Origin of the sequence: Streptomyces parvus (genome assembly GCF_014648875.1) — a bacterium.
GTDB lineage: Bacteria > Actinomycetota > Actinomycetes > Streptomycetales > Streptomycetaceae > Streptomyces > Streptomyces parvus.
In genome coordinates, this window is sequence record NZ_BMRY01000008.1 from 286,719 (window position 1) to 300,958 (window position 14,240).

The window sequence follows — 14,240 nt, forward strand, 5'->3', positions numbered from 1 at the left end:
CTTCTACGTTCCTTCGAGAGAGCGCTCTCTGTCTTGCCCCAGGAATCCCCCACTTCCCCGAACAGGAGTGCCGTGCTCTTCCGCCATCGACGCAACCCCGACCACCGCCGCCCACGATCCCTGCCGTCCTGGCGGTACAGAATCGCCGGGCTCGCCGCGGCAGCCCTCGCCCTCTCCTTCCTCCAGGCCAACGTCGGCAACGCCGCGGCTGAGCGGGCCGCCGCCGACGCCACGCCGAAGGCCGCCGCGGATGTGGTGCGGGTGGCCGAGTTCCTCGCCGAGTGCCCCTACACCCATCGGCTCCCCGACGACCCGATCGTCTTCCCCGGACTGCCGGGCGCCTCCCACATGCACAGCTTCTTCGGCAACGACACCACGCACGCCGGCTCCGACCTGGCCTCCCTGGAGAAGGGCCGCACCTCGTGCGCCCCCGACACCGACCTGTCGTCGTACTGGGTGCCCACCCTCTACGACGGCGACAAGGAGGTGGAGCCCACCGGGACCACCTTCTACTACCTGGGCGAGGGCGTGAGCGACGACGTCATCCGCCGGATCAAGCCCTTCCCCCGGGGCCTGCGCATCGTGGCGGGCAACGCGAAGGCGACCGGCCCGCAGGACAACACGATCGCCCGCTGGTCGTGCCTGCACGCCGGTGAGGTGAACCCCTCGCAGAACTTCGTGAACTGTCCGCCCGGCACGATGATGGAGTCCTACCTGGACTTCCCGCAGTGCTGGAACGGTACGGACCTCGACTCCCCCGACCACAAGAGCCACATGGCCTACCCGGTGAACGGCGGCTGCCCCGCCACCCACCCGGTACCGGTGCCCAAGCTCCGTCAGGTGCTGCGCTACCCGGTGAACGGTGACCCGGCCCGCTTCCGGCTGGCGTCCGGGCCCGGCTACACCATGCACGGCGACTTCTTCAACGTATGGCCTGAGGAGGAGATGGCGCAGCGCGTCCGCGACTGCATCAACGCGATCGTCAAGTGCGGTTTCGACGGCAAGCCCTGACCGGCCGTCACCACCGTGCTCGGCCCACCCCCCACGCACCACCGTGTCCGCCCCGGAGCGCCGGCTCCGGGGCGGACACCCTCCCCGTACGAGGACACCGAGGACACCCCGATGAACCCCGTCAGCCTTCCGCTCCCGCCGCTCCGCAGGGTCGCCGCCCTCGCTCTGCTCGGCGCGCTGGCCCTCGGCGGTGCGGCCGGCTGTTCGACGGCGGCGGATTCCGCGCCCCGTACGCCTCAGGAACAGGCACGGGAGTCCTCGCCGACCGGCACCCCCACCGCGACCCCCGCCTCGACCGCCACCGACGTCGGCTGGGTCCAGCTGATGACCCCCATGAACCAGCAGGCGGTGAAGCTCCTGACCCTGGCCGCCGCGCGGGCGGCCGAACCGCGGGTACGCGACTTCGCGGTTCGGCTGCGCACCGGGCAGAAGGCCGAACTCGACCGCCTGCGTGCCCTGTTGACCCGCATGGGGCTGCCCGGGACCGATGTGCACGCGGGGCACGACATGCCCGGCATGGTGACGGTGCGGGACCTGGAGGCGGCCCGCGCCGCCGAGGGGCCCGCGTTCGACCGGCTCGTCCTCGTGCAGATCCGGGACCATCTGCGGCAGTCCGCGCAGGTGTCGCGCTCGGAGATCACCTCGGGCGGCCGGGCCGACGCCCGTGAGCTGGCCGCCGCCCTCGTGACGGCGCGCGAGGCGTCCCTCGCCGAACTGGAACGGCTGCCGGGCGCGGGGCGGGCCCTCGGCTGAACGGGGCGGCCTGCCTGCGGGTATAAAGGGCTGCATGACAGCCGAAGTGCCGCAGCCCGTACGCCCCACGACCCTGGAGGACGTGGCGGCCGTGGCCGGTGTGTCACGGGCGACGGTGTCCCGGGTGATCAACGGGGCGACCACGGTGGACCCCGCCCTGCGCACCGTCGTCGAACAGGCGGTGGCGACCACCGGCTACGTGCCCAACCGGGCCGCGCGTTCGCTGGTGACCCGGCGGACCGACTCGGTTGCCCTGGTCGTCTCCGAGCGGGAACGGCGGCCGATGTCCGAGCCGTTCGTCGGCCGGATGTTCTCCGACCCGTACTTCGGGCGGGTCGTCAGCGGACTGCTGGAGGTGCTGCGCCCGGCGGGGATCCAGATGGTCGTGATGCTGGCCGACGACGAGGCGTCCCGGACCCAGCTGCTCTCCTATCTGCGGCACGGCCATGTCGACGGGGTCGTGCTGATCACGACGCACGCCGACGACCCGCTGCCCGGACTGCTCCAGGAGACCCGGATGCCCGCCGTCCTCGCGGGCCGTCCGCACAAGCCGTCGCCGCTGGCCTATGTGGAGGTGGACCAGCACGCCGGGGCGCGGCTGGCGGCCGATCACCTGGCCGCGCAGGGGCGTCGGCGCATCGGCACGATCACGGGGCCCCAGGACATGCCCGCCGGACAGGTCCGGCTGACCGGCTTCCTGGAGGCCTGTGCCGCCCACGGCATCGAGGACGTGGCCTGCGCCGAGGGGGACTTCACGCATCTGGGCGGAGCGGCGGCGATGCGCCGGCTGCTGGCGGACCGCCCGGATCTGGACGGGGTGTTCATCGCCTCCGACCTGATGGCGCTGGGGGCCCTGCCGGTGCTGCTCCGGGCCGGTCGCGACGTACCGTCCGACGTCGCGGTGGTCGGCTTCGACGACAGCAGCGCCGCCGCGGCCTGCGATCCGCCGCTGACCACGGTCCGGCAGCCGGTGGAGGAGATGGCGGCGGAGATGGCCCGGCTGCTGCTGAAGCAGATCGGTGAGCCGGGCGGCCCCTCGCCCTCGGTGCTCTTCCCGCCGGCGCTGGTACGGCGTCAGTCGGCCTGAGCGTCCGGCACCGGAGCCCCGGCCGGGAACGGCTCGTCCGCCAGGTCGGCCCCGGCGAAGCCCTCCGCGCGCACCGGGACCTGGGGCCCCGAGGACTCCTGGAGCCAGCGGGTGAGCACCCGGTGGACCGCCTCGGCGCCCACCAGGCCGCCGCCCGGCGGCGGGGGCGCGCCCTCCGCGGTCTCGGCGGCCACGATGTCGAGCGGGTCCGTGAGGCCGCGCGGCCAGAGCAGGAACGGCCGGGACTGTTCGCCGCCGAGGCCTCCGTGCGAGCCGATCTGCTCCTCGAAGGCGTGCACGGTGCCGGTGGCGGGGTCGTACATGGAGTTGACCATGACGTCGGCGACGTGCGGGAAGGTGTCCGTGCGGCGTACGGCGTCGGCAGCCCCTGCGCCGAAGGACGCGAGCGGGCCCTTGCCGTCCGTCAGTTCGGCGACGGGGACCTCCTCGCCGCCGCGCCCGAGCACCACGGAGCCGTCCTCCCCGCCGACGAGGAGGAAGCCGATCCCCGGGTGGTTGGCCAGCGTGGAGAGCAGGGCCGGGTGGCGGCGCTCGATCTGTTCGCGGGTGGCGCGGCCCTCGATGTCGGGGAAGGAGATGAGACCGAGGTTGCCGGAGGCCAGCACGATCGGGTCGGAGAGCTTGGCCGGGTGTTCGTCCTGCTGCCCCTCGACGGGGCGGTGCAGGGCGATGCGCACCGCGTCGCGGGCCTCGGAGGCGCTGCGGGTGCGCTGGGCGCGGCGGGGCACGGGCAGTCCGCAGCCCGCCCGGACGAGGTCCTTGAGCGTGAGCCCGTACTTCCCCGCGAAGGTCTCGCCGGGGCTCTGGCCGTGGTCGGACAGGAGCACGATCCGGTAGGCGCGCGGGGTGTGGTCCGCGATCTTGGCGATCAGGGCGAGGGAGCGGTCGAGGCGTACGAGGACCTTCTCGGCGTCGCGGCTGTGGGGCCCCGAGTGGTGGGCGACCTCGTCGTAGGCGACGAGGTCGGCGTAGACGGCGGTGCGTCCGGCGAACATGTCGCCGAGGACGGCGGCGACGACCACATCGCGCTCCACGACGGTGGCGAAGGCGCGGATGAAGGGGTAGAGCCCGCCGCGCTTGATCCGGGGGGTGACCTTACGGGCGCGGGCCCGGGTCGACTGGCCGATCTCCCGGAACACCTCGGCGACGAAGGAGAGGGCGGTCCGGGTGGCGTTGGCGGGGTCGGAGAAGTAGGCGAAGTATCCGGCCCGGGAGCGGCGGCCCTTGCCGCGCCGGGCGGCCATGGAGAGCACCAGGGCGAGCTGTCCCGCGCCGCCGCTGAAGAGGTTGCCCCGGCTCGCCCCGTCGACGGTGAGGAGGCCGCCGTCGTGGGTGCGCCGGATGGCCCGCCGTTGCATTTCGAGGGCGCTCGCGGGGCGGCTGGAGACCATGACGGTGCGGGTCTCCTTCTCGTACCAGCGGAACGCGGGCACGTCGTGGTTGCTGCCGTGCAGGATCGCGAGCTGGCTGGCGCCGGTCTGGCTGGACCAGTCGGTACGCCAGGGGGTGAGGCGGTGTCCGGAGGAGTCGGCGAGCCATCCGGCGACGGTCGGCATGAGGCCGTCGGCCGCCGCCTCGACCAGCACGTCGTGGCCGACGCCGTCGAGCTGGAGGAAGACCGTGCCGGGCGGTCCGTCGCGGCCGGGTTCGGCCGGGTCCGGGGATCTGCCGCGTCTGCGCCGCCGGTCGGCGAGCCGGGACAGCCGTCGGCGGTAGGCCTCGTCGTCGCGGACGGCGAGGGCGGTGGAGGTGGCGGAGGCGACGGCGGACATCACGGCGGCGACGACGACCGCGGTCTCCGGCGCGGCGTCGCCGCGGCCGTCCGGGATCAGGCGCAGCGCTATCAGCAGCAGCGAACCGTTGAGGAAGAAGACCAGGGCGCCCAGGACCAGGGCGGGCACGATGAGCAGGGACCGGACGAGGACGGGCCACACCAGGGCGGAGAGCAGGCCGAACGCGCCCGCGCCCCAGGCCGCGGTGAACGCCGTCTTGGTGATCGTGTCGCCGTCGTCGGACTGGAGCTGGAAGTCGGGCAGGGCGCCGGCCAGTACGAGCATGGTGAGGGTGGACACCGCCCAGACCGCGGTCACCCGCATCAGGGCCCTGCCCGCCGTCCGCCACTTCCCGTCACCCACGCCGGTCCACCTCGCGCCCTCTCCGCCCCCGGGCCCGGTATGTCCGGGGCCCGCCCTTCAGCTTTTCACAGCGTCGCTCCCGGTCAGGGGCTACGGCGGGAGCCCCGGAGGGTCGGCGCGAAGGTACGGGGGGCGCATAGGCTCGTACCGGCAGCGCACCCGGTGACGGGCCGCGCGGACCGGACGAGGATCGCCCCGGACATCGTCCGGAGATCGTCCGGGGGTCGGACGAGGGTCGTCCGGGGATCGAGCGAGGAGGGCGGACGTGCCGGTGGAGGTCACCTGGTGGGGTCATGCCACCTGCACGATCGAGGACTCGGGGGTGCGGGTGCTGACCGACCCCCTGTTCGTACGGCGCTTCGCGCATCTGCGCCGCCGCCGGGGCGAGGTGCCGCCGCCGGAGGCCGCGGTCGCCGAGGTGGTGCTGGTCTCCCATCTGCACTCCGACCATCTGCACCTGCCGTCGCTGGCCCGGCTGGCCCCCGGCAGCCGGCTGATCGTGCCGAGCGGCGCGGTGGCGGCCGTGCCGGGGCTGCGGATGCTGCGCCGGGTGCGGCAGCTGCACGTCACCGAGGTGCGGCCGGGTGACACGGTGCGGATCGGCGAGGTGCGGGTACGGGCGGTCCCCGCGCTGCACGACGGGCGGCGGCTGCCCGTCGGGCCGCACCGGTCGCCCGCGCTCGGGTATGTCGTCGAGGGCGAGGCCCGGACGTACTTCGCCGGGGACACCGGGCTCTTCGACACGATGGCCGACGCGGTGGGGCCGGTGGAAGTGGCGCTGCTGCCGGTGGGCGGCTGGGGGCCCTACCTGGGGCACAGCCATCTGGACCCGGCCCGGGCCGCCGAGGCGCTGACCCGGCTCGCGCCCCGGTCGGCGGTGCCGGTGCACTACGGCACGTACTGGCCGATCGGCATGGACGCGGTGCGCCCGCACGAGTTCCACGCACCCGGTGACGAGTTCGTACGGCACGCGGCGAAGCGGGCGCCGGAGGTGGCCGTGCATCTGCTGGGGCACGGCGAGCGGGTCAGACCGGAGGCCGGCCGGTGATCCAGGAGATCCAGCAGGTGGTGCGGGAGCTGCCCACCGAGTCGACCCAGCAGGCGGTGGGCTACCCGACGCTGTTCGCCCTGGTGGCGCTGGGGTCCCTGGTGCCCGTGGTGCCGACGGGGGCGCTGGTCAGTTCGGCGGCGGTGGTGGCCTTCCACCAGACGTCGCCTCTCGCACTGCTCTTCGTCTTCCTGGTGGCGTCGGCCGCCGCGTTCCTCGGGGACATCTGCCTGTACTGGCTGGGGCAGCGCGGAGTGCGCTCGAATCACGGCTCGAAGTGGCTGGAGGCGATATCCCGCCGGGCCGCGCCGGAGCGGCTGGCCCAGGCGCAGGAGAAGCTGGCGGAGCACGGCGGGACGGTGCTGGTGCTGTCCCGGCTGGTGCCGGCCGGGCGGATCCCGGTGATGCTGGCGTGCCTGCTGGGCCGGATGCCGCTGCGGCAGTTCGCCCGGGGCGATGTTCCGGCGTGTCTGGCCTGGGCGGCGACGTACCAGCTGATCGGGATCCTGGGCGGTTCCCTCTTCCCGGAGCCGTGGCAGGGCGTGGTCGCGGCGGTCGCTCTGACGCTGCTGATCAGCGGGGCACCGGCGGTGTGGCGCAGGCTGCGGAAGCGGTTCGGGCCAGCGGCGTCGTAGCTGTGGCTGTGGCTGTGGCTGTGGCTGTGGCAGTGGCTTTAGCCATAGCCATAGCCATAGCCATGTTCGCCGGCCGTACCCGCCAGCCGTGCTCGGCAGTCCGCTCAGCGCAGATCGGCGAAGACCGCCGCGAAGTCGTCCAGGGCCCGTGCCACATGCGCGAGCTCCAGGGGCTTCGCGGCGGCGAGGGACTCCGCCCGCTGCTGCGGCGTGGCCCCCAGCAGCGGGCCGGTGCCCAGGCGTACGCGCAGGGCGCCCAGCTCGTCCCCGAACCGGTGGCCGCCGGGGGCCGGAGCGCCGAGCCGGTCGGTGAGGTACTCCTCCAGTTCCATGGAGTCCGTGACGCCCAGGTCCGCCAGCCGGGAGCGGAGCGGACCGAGGTCGGCGTAGAGGTGACAGCCCGCCTCAGGGGGGCGGGCCAGCGCGCCGGAGCCGAGGACCGCGCGGTGGGCGGCCGCGGCGACCTCGGTGTTGAGCGCCGCGGCCCGTTGGATCCGGTCGCGTACGGAGTCGGGCTCGCCGAGGGCGTGGGCGGCGGCGTGGGCGACCGGACCGGCGACGAGGGCGCCGAGTGCGGTGAGGATGTCCAGGGTGCGGGCGTGCCGGACGGCGGCGCGGGCGGTGTCGGGGAAGCGGGCGACGGCGACCGGCCAGGCGGCCGGCAGGAGCGCTCCGGACAGGTCGGCGAGCACGGTGACGTCGTCCGGGCACATCTCGGCCGGGCTGAGCAGGACGGTGTCGCGCGGGCGGTGCACGGTGTCGCGCCAGGTCTCGTCGCTGATGATGTGCAGCCCCTCGTCGACGGCCGCCTCGCAGGCCTCGCGGACCAGCTCGGGCAGGGCGACGGTGGCGGTGGGGTCGTCCACGACGGACAGGAGCAGCAGCTTCGGCCGGCCGCCCTCCGCACGGACCCGGCGGACGGTCTCCAGCAGGGCGTACGGGTCGGGGATGCCGCCGCATTCGGCCGGGGTGGGCACGTGGTAGGCGGGGTGGCCGAGCAGCCTGGCCTGCGGCATCCAGGCGGCGGGGCAGGGGCGCGGCATGAGGACGTCGCCGCCGTGTGCGCCGATGAGGGCCAGGAGGAGCGGCTGGGCCCCGGGGGCGGCGGCGATCCCGCCCGCCGTGCCGTGCAGCCCACGCCGGTCCCAGTAGCCACGGGCCGCCTCCCGCAGGACCGGCCCGCCGCCTGGCGGCTCGGGGCGGGTCCGGGCGGAGGCGGCGGCGAGCACGGCGGCCAGCTCGGGAAGGACGGGCAGCCCGGGATCGGGGGCGGGCGGCCCGTACCGGACGGGGCCGTGATCCTCGTGCGGCCGGGCGGCCGGGGGACCGGGCCGGGGGGACCGGTCCTCCCGGGAATGGGCCCGGTGGTGCGGCCGTCGGGCCTGGTCCTCGCCGTGGGCCCGGCCTTCCGGCTCACCGGCCCGCTCCCGTTCGGAAGCACGCTCCCGCCCAGGCGGCGGGTCCTGGGCGCCGGCCCGCTCCCGGCCGTGGGCCCGGCCTTCCGGCTCACCGGCCCGCTCCCGTTCGGAAGCACGCTCCCGCCCAGGCGGCGGGTCCTGGGCGCCGGCCCGCTCCCGGCCGTGGGCCCGGCCTTCCCGCTCACCGGCCCGCTCCCGTTCGGGGGAACGCTCCCGCCCAGGGGCCGGGTCCTGCGGCCCCTGAGCCGGGCCCTGTCCGCCCGCCCGGCTCCCCGGCGGGCCGGTGTCCTCGGTCCCCTGCATCCGGGCCTCCTCCGCCGCTCGGCGCTCGTCGCTCCGTGTCGTCGTCCCCGTCGGCCGACCCGCGCCCGGGGATCCGGCGTCCGGCGCGTCCGGGCGCCGGGGTCCGGCGTCCGGCGCATCCGGGCGCGGGTCGGCCTCCGGCCTGTCCGGGCCCGGGGTGCCGCGGGCCCGGCAGACGGCCTCTGGCTTCTTTATACGGAGGTTCCGGGCCGCCCGCCCGCCCAGTCGCGCGCCCGCACCGGAGTCCGTCGCCGAGTCGGCCGTTTCGCCGGTCGGCGGCGGCGCGTGGCCGGAGTCTCAGCGCGCCTGCTGGTTCAGCGTGGCCCGGAGGGGTATTCGCTGACCCATGTCCACACCGAGAACCTCACCCACCGCCTCCACAGCCCCCGCCGTCGCCCGGCTGCGCGGCTGGCTGCAGGGGCGCGACCTGGCCGCCTTCCGGAGCGTCGCGGACCGGCACTGGCCGGGTGCCGATCCGCTGCTGCCGCGGCTGAGCCGGAGCGCCAACCACGGGCTGCTCTGGTTCGGGGCGGCGGCCGGGATCGCGGCCCTCGGGAGCAGCGCGCGTTCCCGGCGGGCCGCGCTGCGCGGGGTGGCGTCCCTCGCCGTGGCGTCGGCGGCGATCAACACGGTCGGCAAGGGCGCGGTACGCCGCGAGCGGCCGATAGCGGACCTGGTGCCGGTGGTGCGGCAGCTCAAGAGGCAGCCGGTCACCACCTCCTTCCCCTCGGGCCACGCCGCCTCGGCGGCCGCCTTCGCCACCGGGGTGGCCCTGGAGTCCAAGGGCTGGGGCGCGGTCGTGGCCCCGGTCGCGGTGGCCGTGGCGGCCTCCCGCGTCTACACCGGGGTCCACTACCCGAGCGATGTCCTCGCGGGTGCGGCGCTCGGCGTCGGAGCCGCGTTCGCCCTGCGCGGGGTCGTGCCGACCCGGGGCCAGCTGCCCGCTCCCGGCCGCCCGCCCGGGGAGGCACCCGCGCTGCCCGCCGGCAAGGATCTCGTCGTGGTGGTGAACCGGGAGTCCGGGACGGCCACCGCGACCGCGTCGCTGGTGCGCGAGGCGCTGCCGATGGCGACCGTCATGGAGGTCGCACCCGCCGATCTGCCGACGGCCTTCGACGAGGCGGCCCGTCAGGGCCGGGCGCTCGGTGTCTGCGGGGGCGACGGCACGGTGAACCTGGCGGCCTCCGTGGCCGCGACGCACGGGCTGCCCCTGGCGGTCTTCCCCGGCGGCACGCTCAACCACTTCGCCTATGACCTGGGCATCGAGACCGTCCACGACACCGCCGCCGCCCTCACGGCGGGCGACGCCATCCGGGTGGACCTCGGCCGCTTCCGACCGGGACCCCAGGGCGCGGACGGTGCCGACGGCTATTTCCTCAACGCCTTCTCCCTCGGCGTCTATCCGGACCTGGTGCGCACCCGGGAACACTGGTCGCCGCGCATCGGCGGCTGGCCGGCGGGCGTCCTCGCGGCATTCCACGTGCTGCGCGGGCAGCGCCCCCTGGAGGCCGAATTCCAGGGCCGCAGGCGGCCGTTGTGGCTGGTCTTCGTCGGCAACGGGCTCTTCCGGCGCGTGGGCCCCAACCCGGGCCGCCGCCACAACCTGGCGGACGGGCTGCTGGACGTCCGGGTCATCCACGGCGGCCGGGGACCCGCGCTTCGCCTGCTGGCGGCGGCGGTGGCGGGACCGCTGACCCGCTCCCCCGCCCATGCCGCGGTGCGGCGGCGCCGGGTGCGGATCGGCGGACTCGCGCCGGGGACTCCGTACGCGTACGACGGCGAAGTGGCCCACTCCGGAACGGAGCTGATGATCGACAAGCTGCCGGAAGCGCTGACGGTGTACTGCCCGATGCCGGTCTGACACATCAGAACAGCACCCCGTCCGCATAGCAAGACGCCCATCTCATCATCCGACATCGCGGCGTACGGTGGTTCCGTCGCCGCGCCCGTCGGCGCGGGGCTTCCGGGAGAGGGAAGGCGTTACGTCATGCCGAAGGAGACCGCCGTGTACACGCACGGCCACCACGAGTCGGTCCTGCGCTCGCACCGCTGGCGGACCGCCGCCAACTCGGCCGCCTACCTCCTCGGCGAACTCCGCCCCGGCCTGGCCGTGTTGGACGTCGGCTGCGGTCCGGGGACCATCACCGCCGATCTGGCCGCGCTGGTCGCCCCGGGCCGGGTCACCGCGGTGGACGCCGCCGCCGACATCCTGGGCGGAGCCGCCGCGGTGGCGGACGAACGCGGCCTGGAGAACGTCGAGTTCGCCGTGGCCGATGTGCACGCCCTGGAGTTCCCCGACGACTCCTTCGACGTGGTCCACGCCCACCAGGTGCTCCAGCACGTGGGCGACCCGGTCCAGGCGCTGCGCGAGATGCGGCGGGTCTGCCGGCCCGGCGGTGTGGTCGCGGCCCGGGACAGCGACTACGCGGCGATGACCTGGTATCCGGAGACACCCGGCCTCGGCACATGGCTCGACGTGTACGGGCGGGTGGCCCGCGGCAACGGCGGCGAGCCCGACGCCGGGCGCCGCCTCCTCTCCTGGGCGCGGCAGGCCGGGTTCACCGACATCACCCCGACCGCGGCCGCCTGGTGTTTCGCCACCCCGGAGAGCCGCGCCTGGTGGAGCGGCCTGTGGGCGGACCGTACGACGGACTCCGTCTACGCCGAGCTGGCGGTGGCGGGCGGTCATGCGAGCGCAGGGCAGCTCACGGAGATCGCCGGTGCGTGGCGCTCCTGGGGCGAGGAGGGCGACGGCTGGTTCATGGTCCCGCACGGTGAGGTGCTGTGCCGGGTGTGAGGTGAAGCGGGGCTCCGGCCCGCCCGGAATCGATCACACCGGTCGCGGCCGCCAACTACCCTCGTACCCATGGAGATCCTGGGAACCACGCTGCGTATCTGCGTCGACGACCTGGAGGCCTCGGTGGCCTTCTACGAGGGGCTGACGGGCACGTCGGCCCTGCGCTTCGAGCGCGGTGGGGTGTCGGTGGCCGCGATCGGCTGCTTCCTGTTGATGAGCGGGCCGGAGTCGGAGCTGGAGGTGCTGCGCAAGGTGGGGGCGACCATCGCCGTCAAGGATGTCGACGAGGCCAACGAGGCGCTGACCCGGGCGGGCGCGCGGGTGATCGCGGGGCCGGTGCCGACGCCGGCGGGCCGCAACCTGATCGCACTGCACCCGGACGGTTCGGTCTTCGAGTACGTGGACCGCAAGGTCACTGTCTGAGCCCTCCGAGCCAACTGAACCGTCCGATCGGCCGCCCGGGCGCGTTGTTCACTCCTCCGGTGGGCTCATGCGGAAGTCGTAGGCGTCCGGCAGTGGTTCGTCGCTGATCCGCGCCCACAGCTCACCGAGGACGCCGGCCCCTTCGCGCAGGTCGGCGACCTCGAATCCGGCGTCGAAGATCGCGCGGGCCGCCCCGGTGTCGCCCTCGGCCACGAGTGTCCGGGCCAGCAGCAGCCCGAAGCGTCCGCGCTCACGGACCGCCTCCGGCAGCCCGGTGAGGAGCGCCCGGGCCGCACCGGGCCGGCCTGCGGACAGATGCGCCTCGACGGTCTCGCGGGCGAGGGCGACAAGGAGCGCGCCGCCCTCCGCCGGCGCGGCGGGATCCGTCGCACCGGGAGCGTCGAGGTCTGCGAAGGCCTCGGCGTACAGCTCGGCGGCGTGGTCCGGCCTGCCGCTCTCCTCGGCGGCGACGGCGAGGCAGCGCAGCAGCGGCCAGCGCGGTGCGGGGCCGAGCTCCAGTCCGCGTTCCCAGCTGCGGACGGCCTGGGCCCGGTCGTCGGCGTGCCACTGGGCGATGCCGAGGTGGTACTCGGTGTGCGGGTCGGCGTCGGCGGTCTCCAGCATGTCGCGCCAGGGCGGTGAGACCGGGGTCGGGCCGGGAATACCGTCCGGGGCCGGCTCGGGCAGTGTCCCCTGCTCCAGCAACTCCCGCCAGGGCTCCTGCTGTTCGCCGAGAGTGGTGGCGGGGAACGGGGTTCCGGGCAGCCGGTGGCCGCCCCGCAGCGCTTCCAGCGCGCCCCAGCCCGAGCCGGTGGCGAGCACCTCGCCCGGTTCGGCGTCAGCGTACGGCAGCCAGGCCGCGTACGCCTCCTCCACCGCCGCGCGCGGCAGAGCCTCCTCCAGCCGTGCGGCGGCCTCCCTCGTGGCGGTGGCCCAGTCGTCGCCGTGCACGGCGGCCGGGTCGGCGGAGAGCGGGCCGTAGGACTCCAGCCAGCTGAACGCGGAGCCCGGTTCGAGGGGGACGTGCTCCAGCTGGGTGCGGGCCAGACCGGCCTGGATCTCCGCGTAGCCGCCGCCCTCGGGCCCGTTCAGCCACTCCTGCCAGCGGCGGCCGCCCTTCCCGTGGCCCCAGCGGAACAGTTTGCGGCCGCGCAGCAGGTCCGTGGAGGTCTGGGCGAGCCCGTGGCCGTCCGCGTCGAGCGCGGCGATCCAGCGCCTGGCCCCGTCGGGCAGCTCGTAGAAGTGGTCGGCCGGGTACTCGGAGCGCAGCGGATAGGTGTGGTCGAGGCCGCCCGACTCCGGGACGGCGACCCGGGTGAGGGTGTGGTCGTAGCCGAAGTGCCAGGCCTCGTCGGCCGGGACCAGGACGCGGGTGTCCGGCGTCTCGGGGACGGCGATGTTGGACCACCAGTAGACGGGCGCGCTCTGTTCGTGCGGGTTGCGTATCCGTACGCCGACGTGCAGGAAGTCGGAGTCGTCGGGGAGCCAGAGGTCCACCTGGAAGGGCAGGTCGCGCAGCCGCTCCCACTCCCAGAGCCGCACCATCGTCCCGCCGTCGGGGGCGGGCACCAGCGCGGTGTGCAGGGGTGCGCAGGTCAGGGCGGTGTGGCCGGTGGCCCCGATGTTCCACTCGATCCCGCCGGAGAACCAGGCCCCGTTGAGGGCGAAGGCGGCGGGCTGGAGGACCGGGTTGCGGTGGAGCAGTTCGCGGCCGGTGGGCTTGTGGTGCAGGGAGTGGATCCGGCCGCCGAGTCCGGGGAGCACGGTGACGCGCAGCCGCTCGTTCTCGATGACGACGGCGTCGAGGCCGGTGGGAGTGCGCTCGCGTCCGTAGCCGTCGAGCAGCCGGGTGGGCAGGAGGGTACGCAGCGGCCAGTGGCCCAGTTGCCGGGCCATGTCACGGGGCAGGCCCGCGCGTTCACGGGGATCGAGCACGGGTGGCGGGGCGGGCGTCCGCAGGGGCGGGAGCGGGTTCTCCGGCCCGAGCGGCGCGCCGGGCAGGGTCAGCACGGTACGTCGTACGGTCGTGGCCAAGGCACCCTCGTTCCCTCGCGGCGGGCCGCCGCAGGTCCGGGCGCCCCCGGTGACCATGGAACACGCAGGTGGCCGGGTGGACCAGAGTCTCGTCGGTCACACTTGCGCCCACGACGTCGAGGCGGACGCGGCGCGAGGAGGCGTCCGGCGTCCGGCGTCCGGCGTCCGGCGTCCGGCGTCCGGCGTCCGGCGTCCGGAACGGCCGTGACCCCGTCGCGTCACTTTCCCCGGCGTCGGAAGAGATAGCCGCCGCAGCCGAGCCCGATGAGGAACATGGCGGCCAGCGCGGACCACAGGGGCATCGTCACTTCGGGGATCAGCACCCGGATGGTGACGTCGTTGGTGTTCACGCAGATGAACACGATGACGAGCACGACCACCACACCGACCGCGATGCGCCCCGGAGTGAGCCATCCCTGGGCGCGCCCGCTGTCGCTCGATACGTCCTTGGGGCTCATGGTCCGGCCCTTTCGCTCGTTCCTCGCCCGGTCCGGCCCGCCGTCGTGCACGCGACCGCCCCCCGGGGTCCCAGCATGAGCGGATGCCGGGGGCGGGGGGCGGTGCTGTTGGGCCGT

12 protein-coding genes are annotated in these 14,240 nt (G+C 74.8%); 8 read left to right on the plus strand and 4 right to left on the minus strand.

Going from position 1 to position 14,240, the window contains the following annotated elements:
- The first annotated feature begins 72 nt into the window (after nt 1–72).
- From IE140_RS24855 to IE140_RS24865, 3 genes are all read left to right on the plus strand, one after another.
- Nucleotides 73–1,011 carry a DUF1996 domain-containing protein gene (locus tag IE140_RS24855; RefSeq protein ID WP_088573848.1) on the plus strand — a complete coding sequence of 313 codons (939 nt, stop codon included), beginning with the start codon at nt 73–75 and terminating at the stop codon, nt 1,009–1,011.
- Between the two features lie 111 nt (nt 1,012–1,122).
- Nucleotides 1,123–1,764, plus strand: a complete 642-nt coding sequence (locus IE140_RS24860; RefSeq protein ID WP_189460708.1) for a DUF305 domain-containing protein — start codon at nt 1,123–1,125, stop codon at nt 1,762–1,764.
- Between the two features lie 34 nt (nt 1,765–1,798).
- A complete protein-coding gene (locus IE140_RS24865) occupies nt 1,799–2,851 on the plus strand; it encodes a LacI family DNA-binding transcriptional regulator (RefSeq protein WP_032777077.1) in 1,053 nt (350 codons plus the stop codon).
- Here IE140_RS24865 and IE140_RS24870 read toward each other — a convergent pair.
- Complete coding sequence (locus tag IE140_RS24870) at nt 2,839–5,007, minus strand: phage holin family protein (RefSeq protein ID WP_093444323.1); 2,169 nt, start codon at nt 5,005–5,007, stop codon at nt 2,839–2,841. The genes IE140_RS24865 and IE140_RS24870 overlap by 13 nt on opposite strands.
- A 265-nt stretch (nt 5,008–5,272) precedes the next feature.
- Here IE140_RS24870 and IE140_RS24875 point away from each other — a divergent pair, with 265 nt between their 5' ends.
- Both IE140_RS24875 and IE140_RS24880 read left to right on the plus strand, forming a co-directional pair.
- Nucleotides 5,273–6,055 carry an MBL fold metallo-hydrolase gene (locus tag IE140_RS24875; RefSeq protein ID WP_229826896.1) on the plus strand — a complete coding sequence of 261 codons (783 nt, stop codon included), beginning with the start codon at nt 5,273–5,275 and terminating at the stop codon, nt 6,053–6,055.
- Nucleotides 6,052–6,690, plus strand: coding sequence for a DedA family protein (locus IE140_RS24880; RefSeq protein WP_150193009.1), 639 nt, complete (start codon nt 6,052–6,054; stop codon nt 6,688–6,690). Before IE140_RS24875 ends, IE140_RS24880 begins: the two co-directional genes overlap by 4 nt.
- Before the next feature lie 104 nt (nt 6,691–6,794).
- Here IE140_RS24880 and IE140_RS24885 read toward each other — a convergent pair whose 3' ends face one another.
- Nucleotides 6,795–7,946, minus strand: a complete 1,152-nt coding sequence (locus IE140_RS24885; RefSeq protein WP_150193014.1) for an aminotransferase class I/II-fold pyridoxal phosphate-dependent enzyme — start codon at nt 7,944–7,946, stop codon at nt 6,795–6,797.
- An 811-nt stretch (nt 7,947–8,757) separates the two neighbouring features.
- On the opposite strand from IE140_RS24885, the gene IE140_RS24890 reads away from it, so the two are divergent.
- The 3 genes from IE140_RS24890 to IE140_RS24900 all read left to right on the plus strand — a co-directional run bounded on the left by IE140_RS24890 (nt 8,758) and on the right by IE140_RS24900 (nt 11,631).
- A complete protein-coding gene (locus IE140_RS24890; protein WP_176741683.1) occupies nt 8,758–10,272 on the plus strand; it encodes a bifunctional phosphatase PAP2/diacylglycerol kinase family protein in 1,515 nt (504 codons plus the stop codon).
- Nucleotides 10,273–10,398: 126 nt separating this feature from the next.
- Nucleotides 10,399–11,208 carry a methyltransferase domain-containing protein gene (locus IE140_RS24895; RefSeq protein WP_093437866.1) on the plus strand — a complete coding sequence of 270 codons (810 nt, stop codon included), beginning with the start codon at nt 10,399–10,401 and terminating at the stop codon, nt 11,206–11,208.
- A gap of 69 nt (nt 11,209–11,277) precedes the next feature.
- On the plus strand, nt 11,278–11,631 hold the full coding sequence (locus IE140_RS24900; protein ID WP_093437868.1) for a VOC family protein: 354 nt from the start codon (nt 11,278–11,280) through the stop codon (nt 11,629–11,631).
- Between the two features lie 48 nt (nt 11,632–11,679).
- Here IE140_RS24900 and IE140_RS24905 read toward each other — a convergent pair whose 3' ends face one another.
- A complete protein-coding gene (locus tag IE140_RS24905) occupies nt 11,680–13,665 on the minus strand; it encodes a DUF5107 domain-containing protein (protein WP_150196840.1) in 1,986 nt (661 codons plus the stop codon).
- 218 nt (nt 13,666–13,883) lie between these two features.
- Nucleotides 13,884–14,123 (minus strand): LapA family protein, encoded by a 240-nt coding sequence (locus IE140_RS24910; RefSeq protein ID WP_032762854.1) that lies wholly within the window; start codon nt 14,121–14,123, stop codon nt 13,884–13,886.
- Nucleotides 14,124–14,240 lie beyond the last annotated feature (117 nt).

Excerpts from the sequence above, each read along its gene's own strand:
- IE140_RS24860 (WP_189460708.1), top strand. The coding sequence starts at position 1,123 with ATGAACCCCGTCAGCCTTCCGCTCCCGCCGCTCCGCAGGGTCGCCGCC.
- IE140_RS24865 (WP_032777077.1), top strand. The coding sequence starts at position 1,799 with ATGACAGCCGAAGTGCCGCAGCCCGTACGCCCCACGACCCTGGAGGAC.
- IE140_RS24890 (WP_176741683.1), top strand. The coding sequence starts at position 8,758 with ATGTCCACACCGAGAACCTCACCCACCGCCTCCACAGCCCCCGCCGTC.
- IE140_RS24895 (WP_093437866.1), top strand. The coding sequence starts at position 10,399 with ATGCCGAAGGAGACCGCCGTGTACACGCACGGCCACCACGAGTCGGTC.
- IE140_RS24900 (WP_093437868.1), top strand. The coding sequence starts at position 11,278 with ATGGAGATCCTGGGAACCACGCTGCGTATCTGCGTCGACGACCTGGAG.
- IE140_RS24910 (WP_032762854.1), bottom strand. The coding sequence starts at position 14,123 with ATGAGCCCCAAGGACGTATCGAGCGACAGCGGGCGCGCCCAGGGATGG.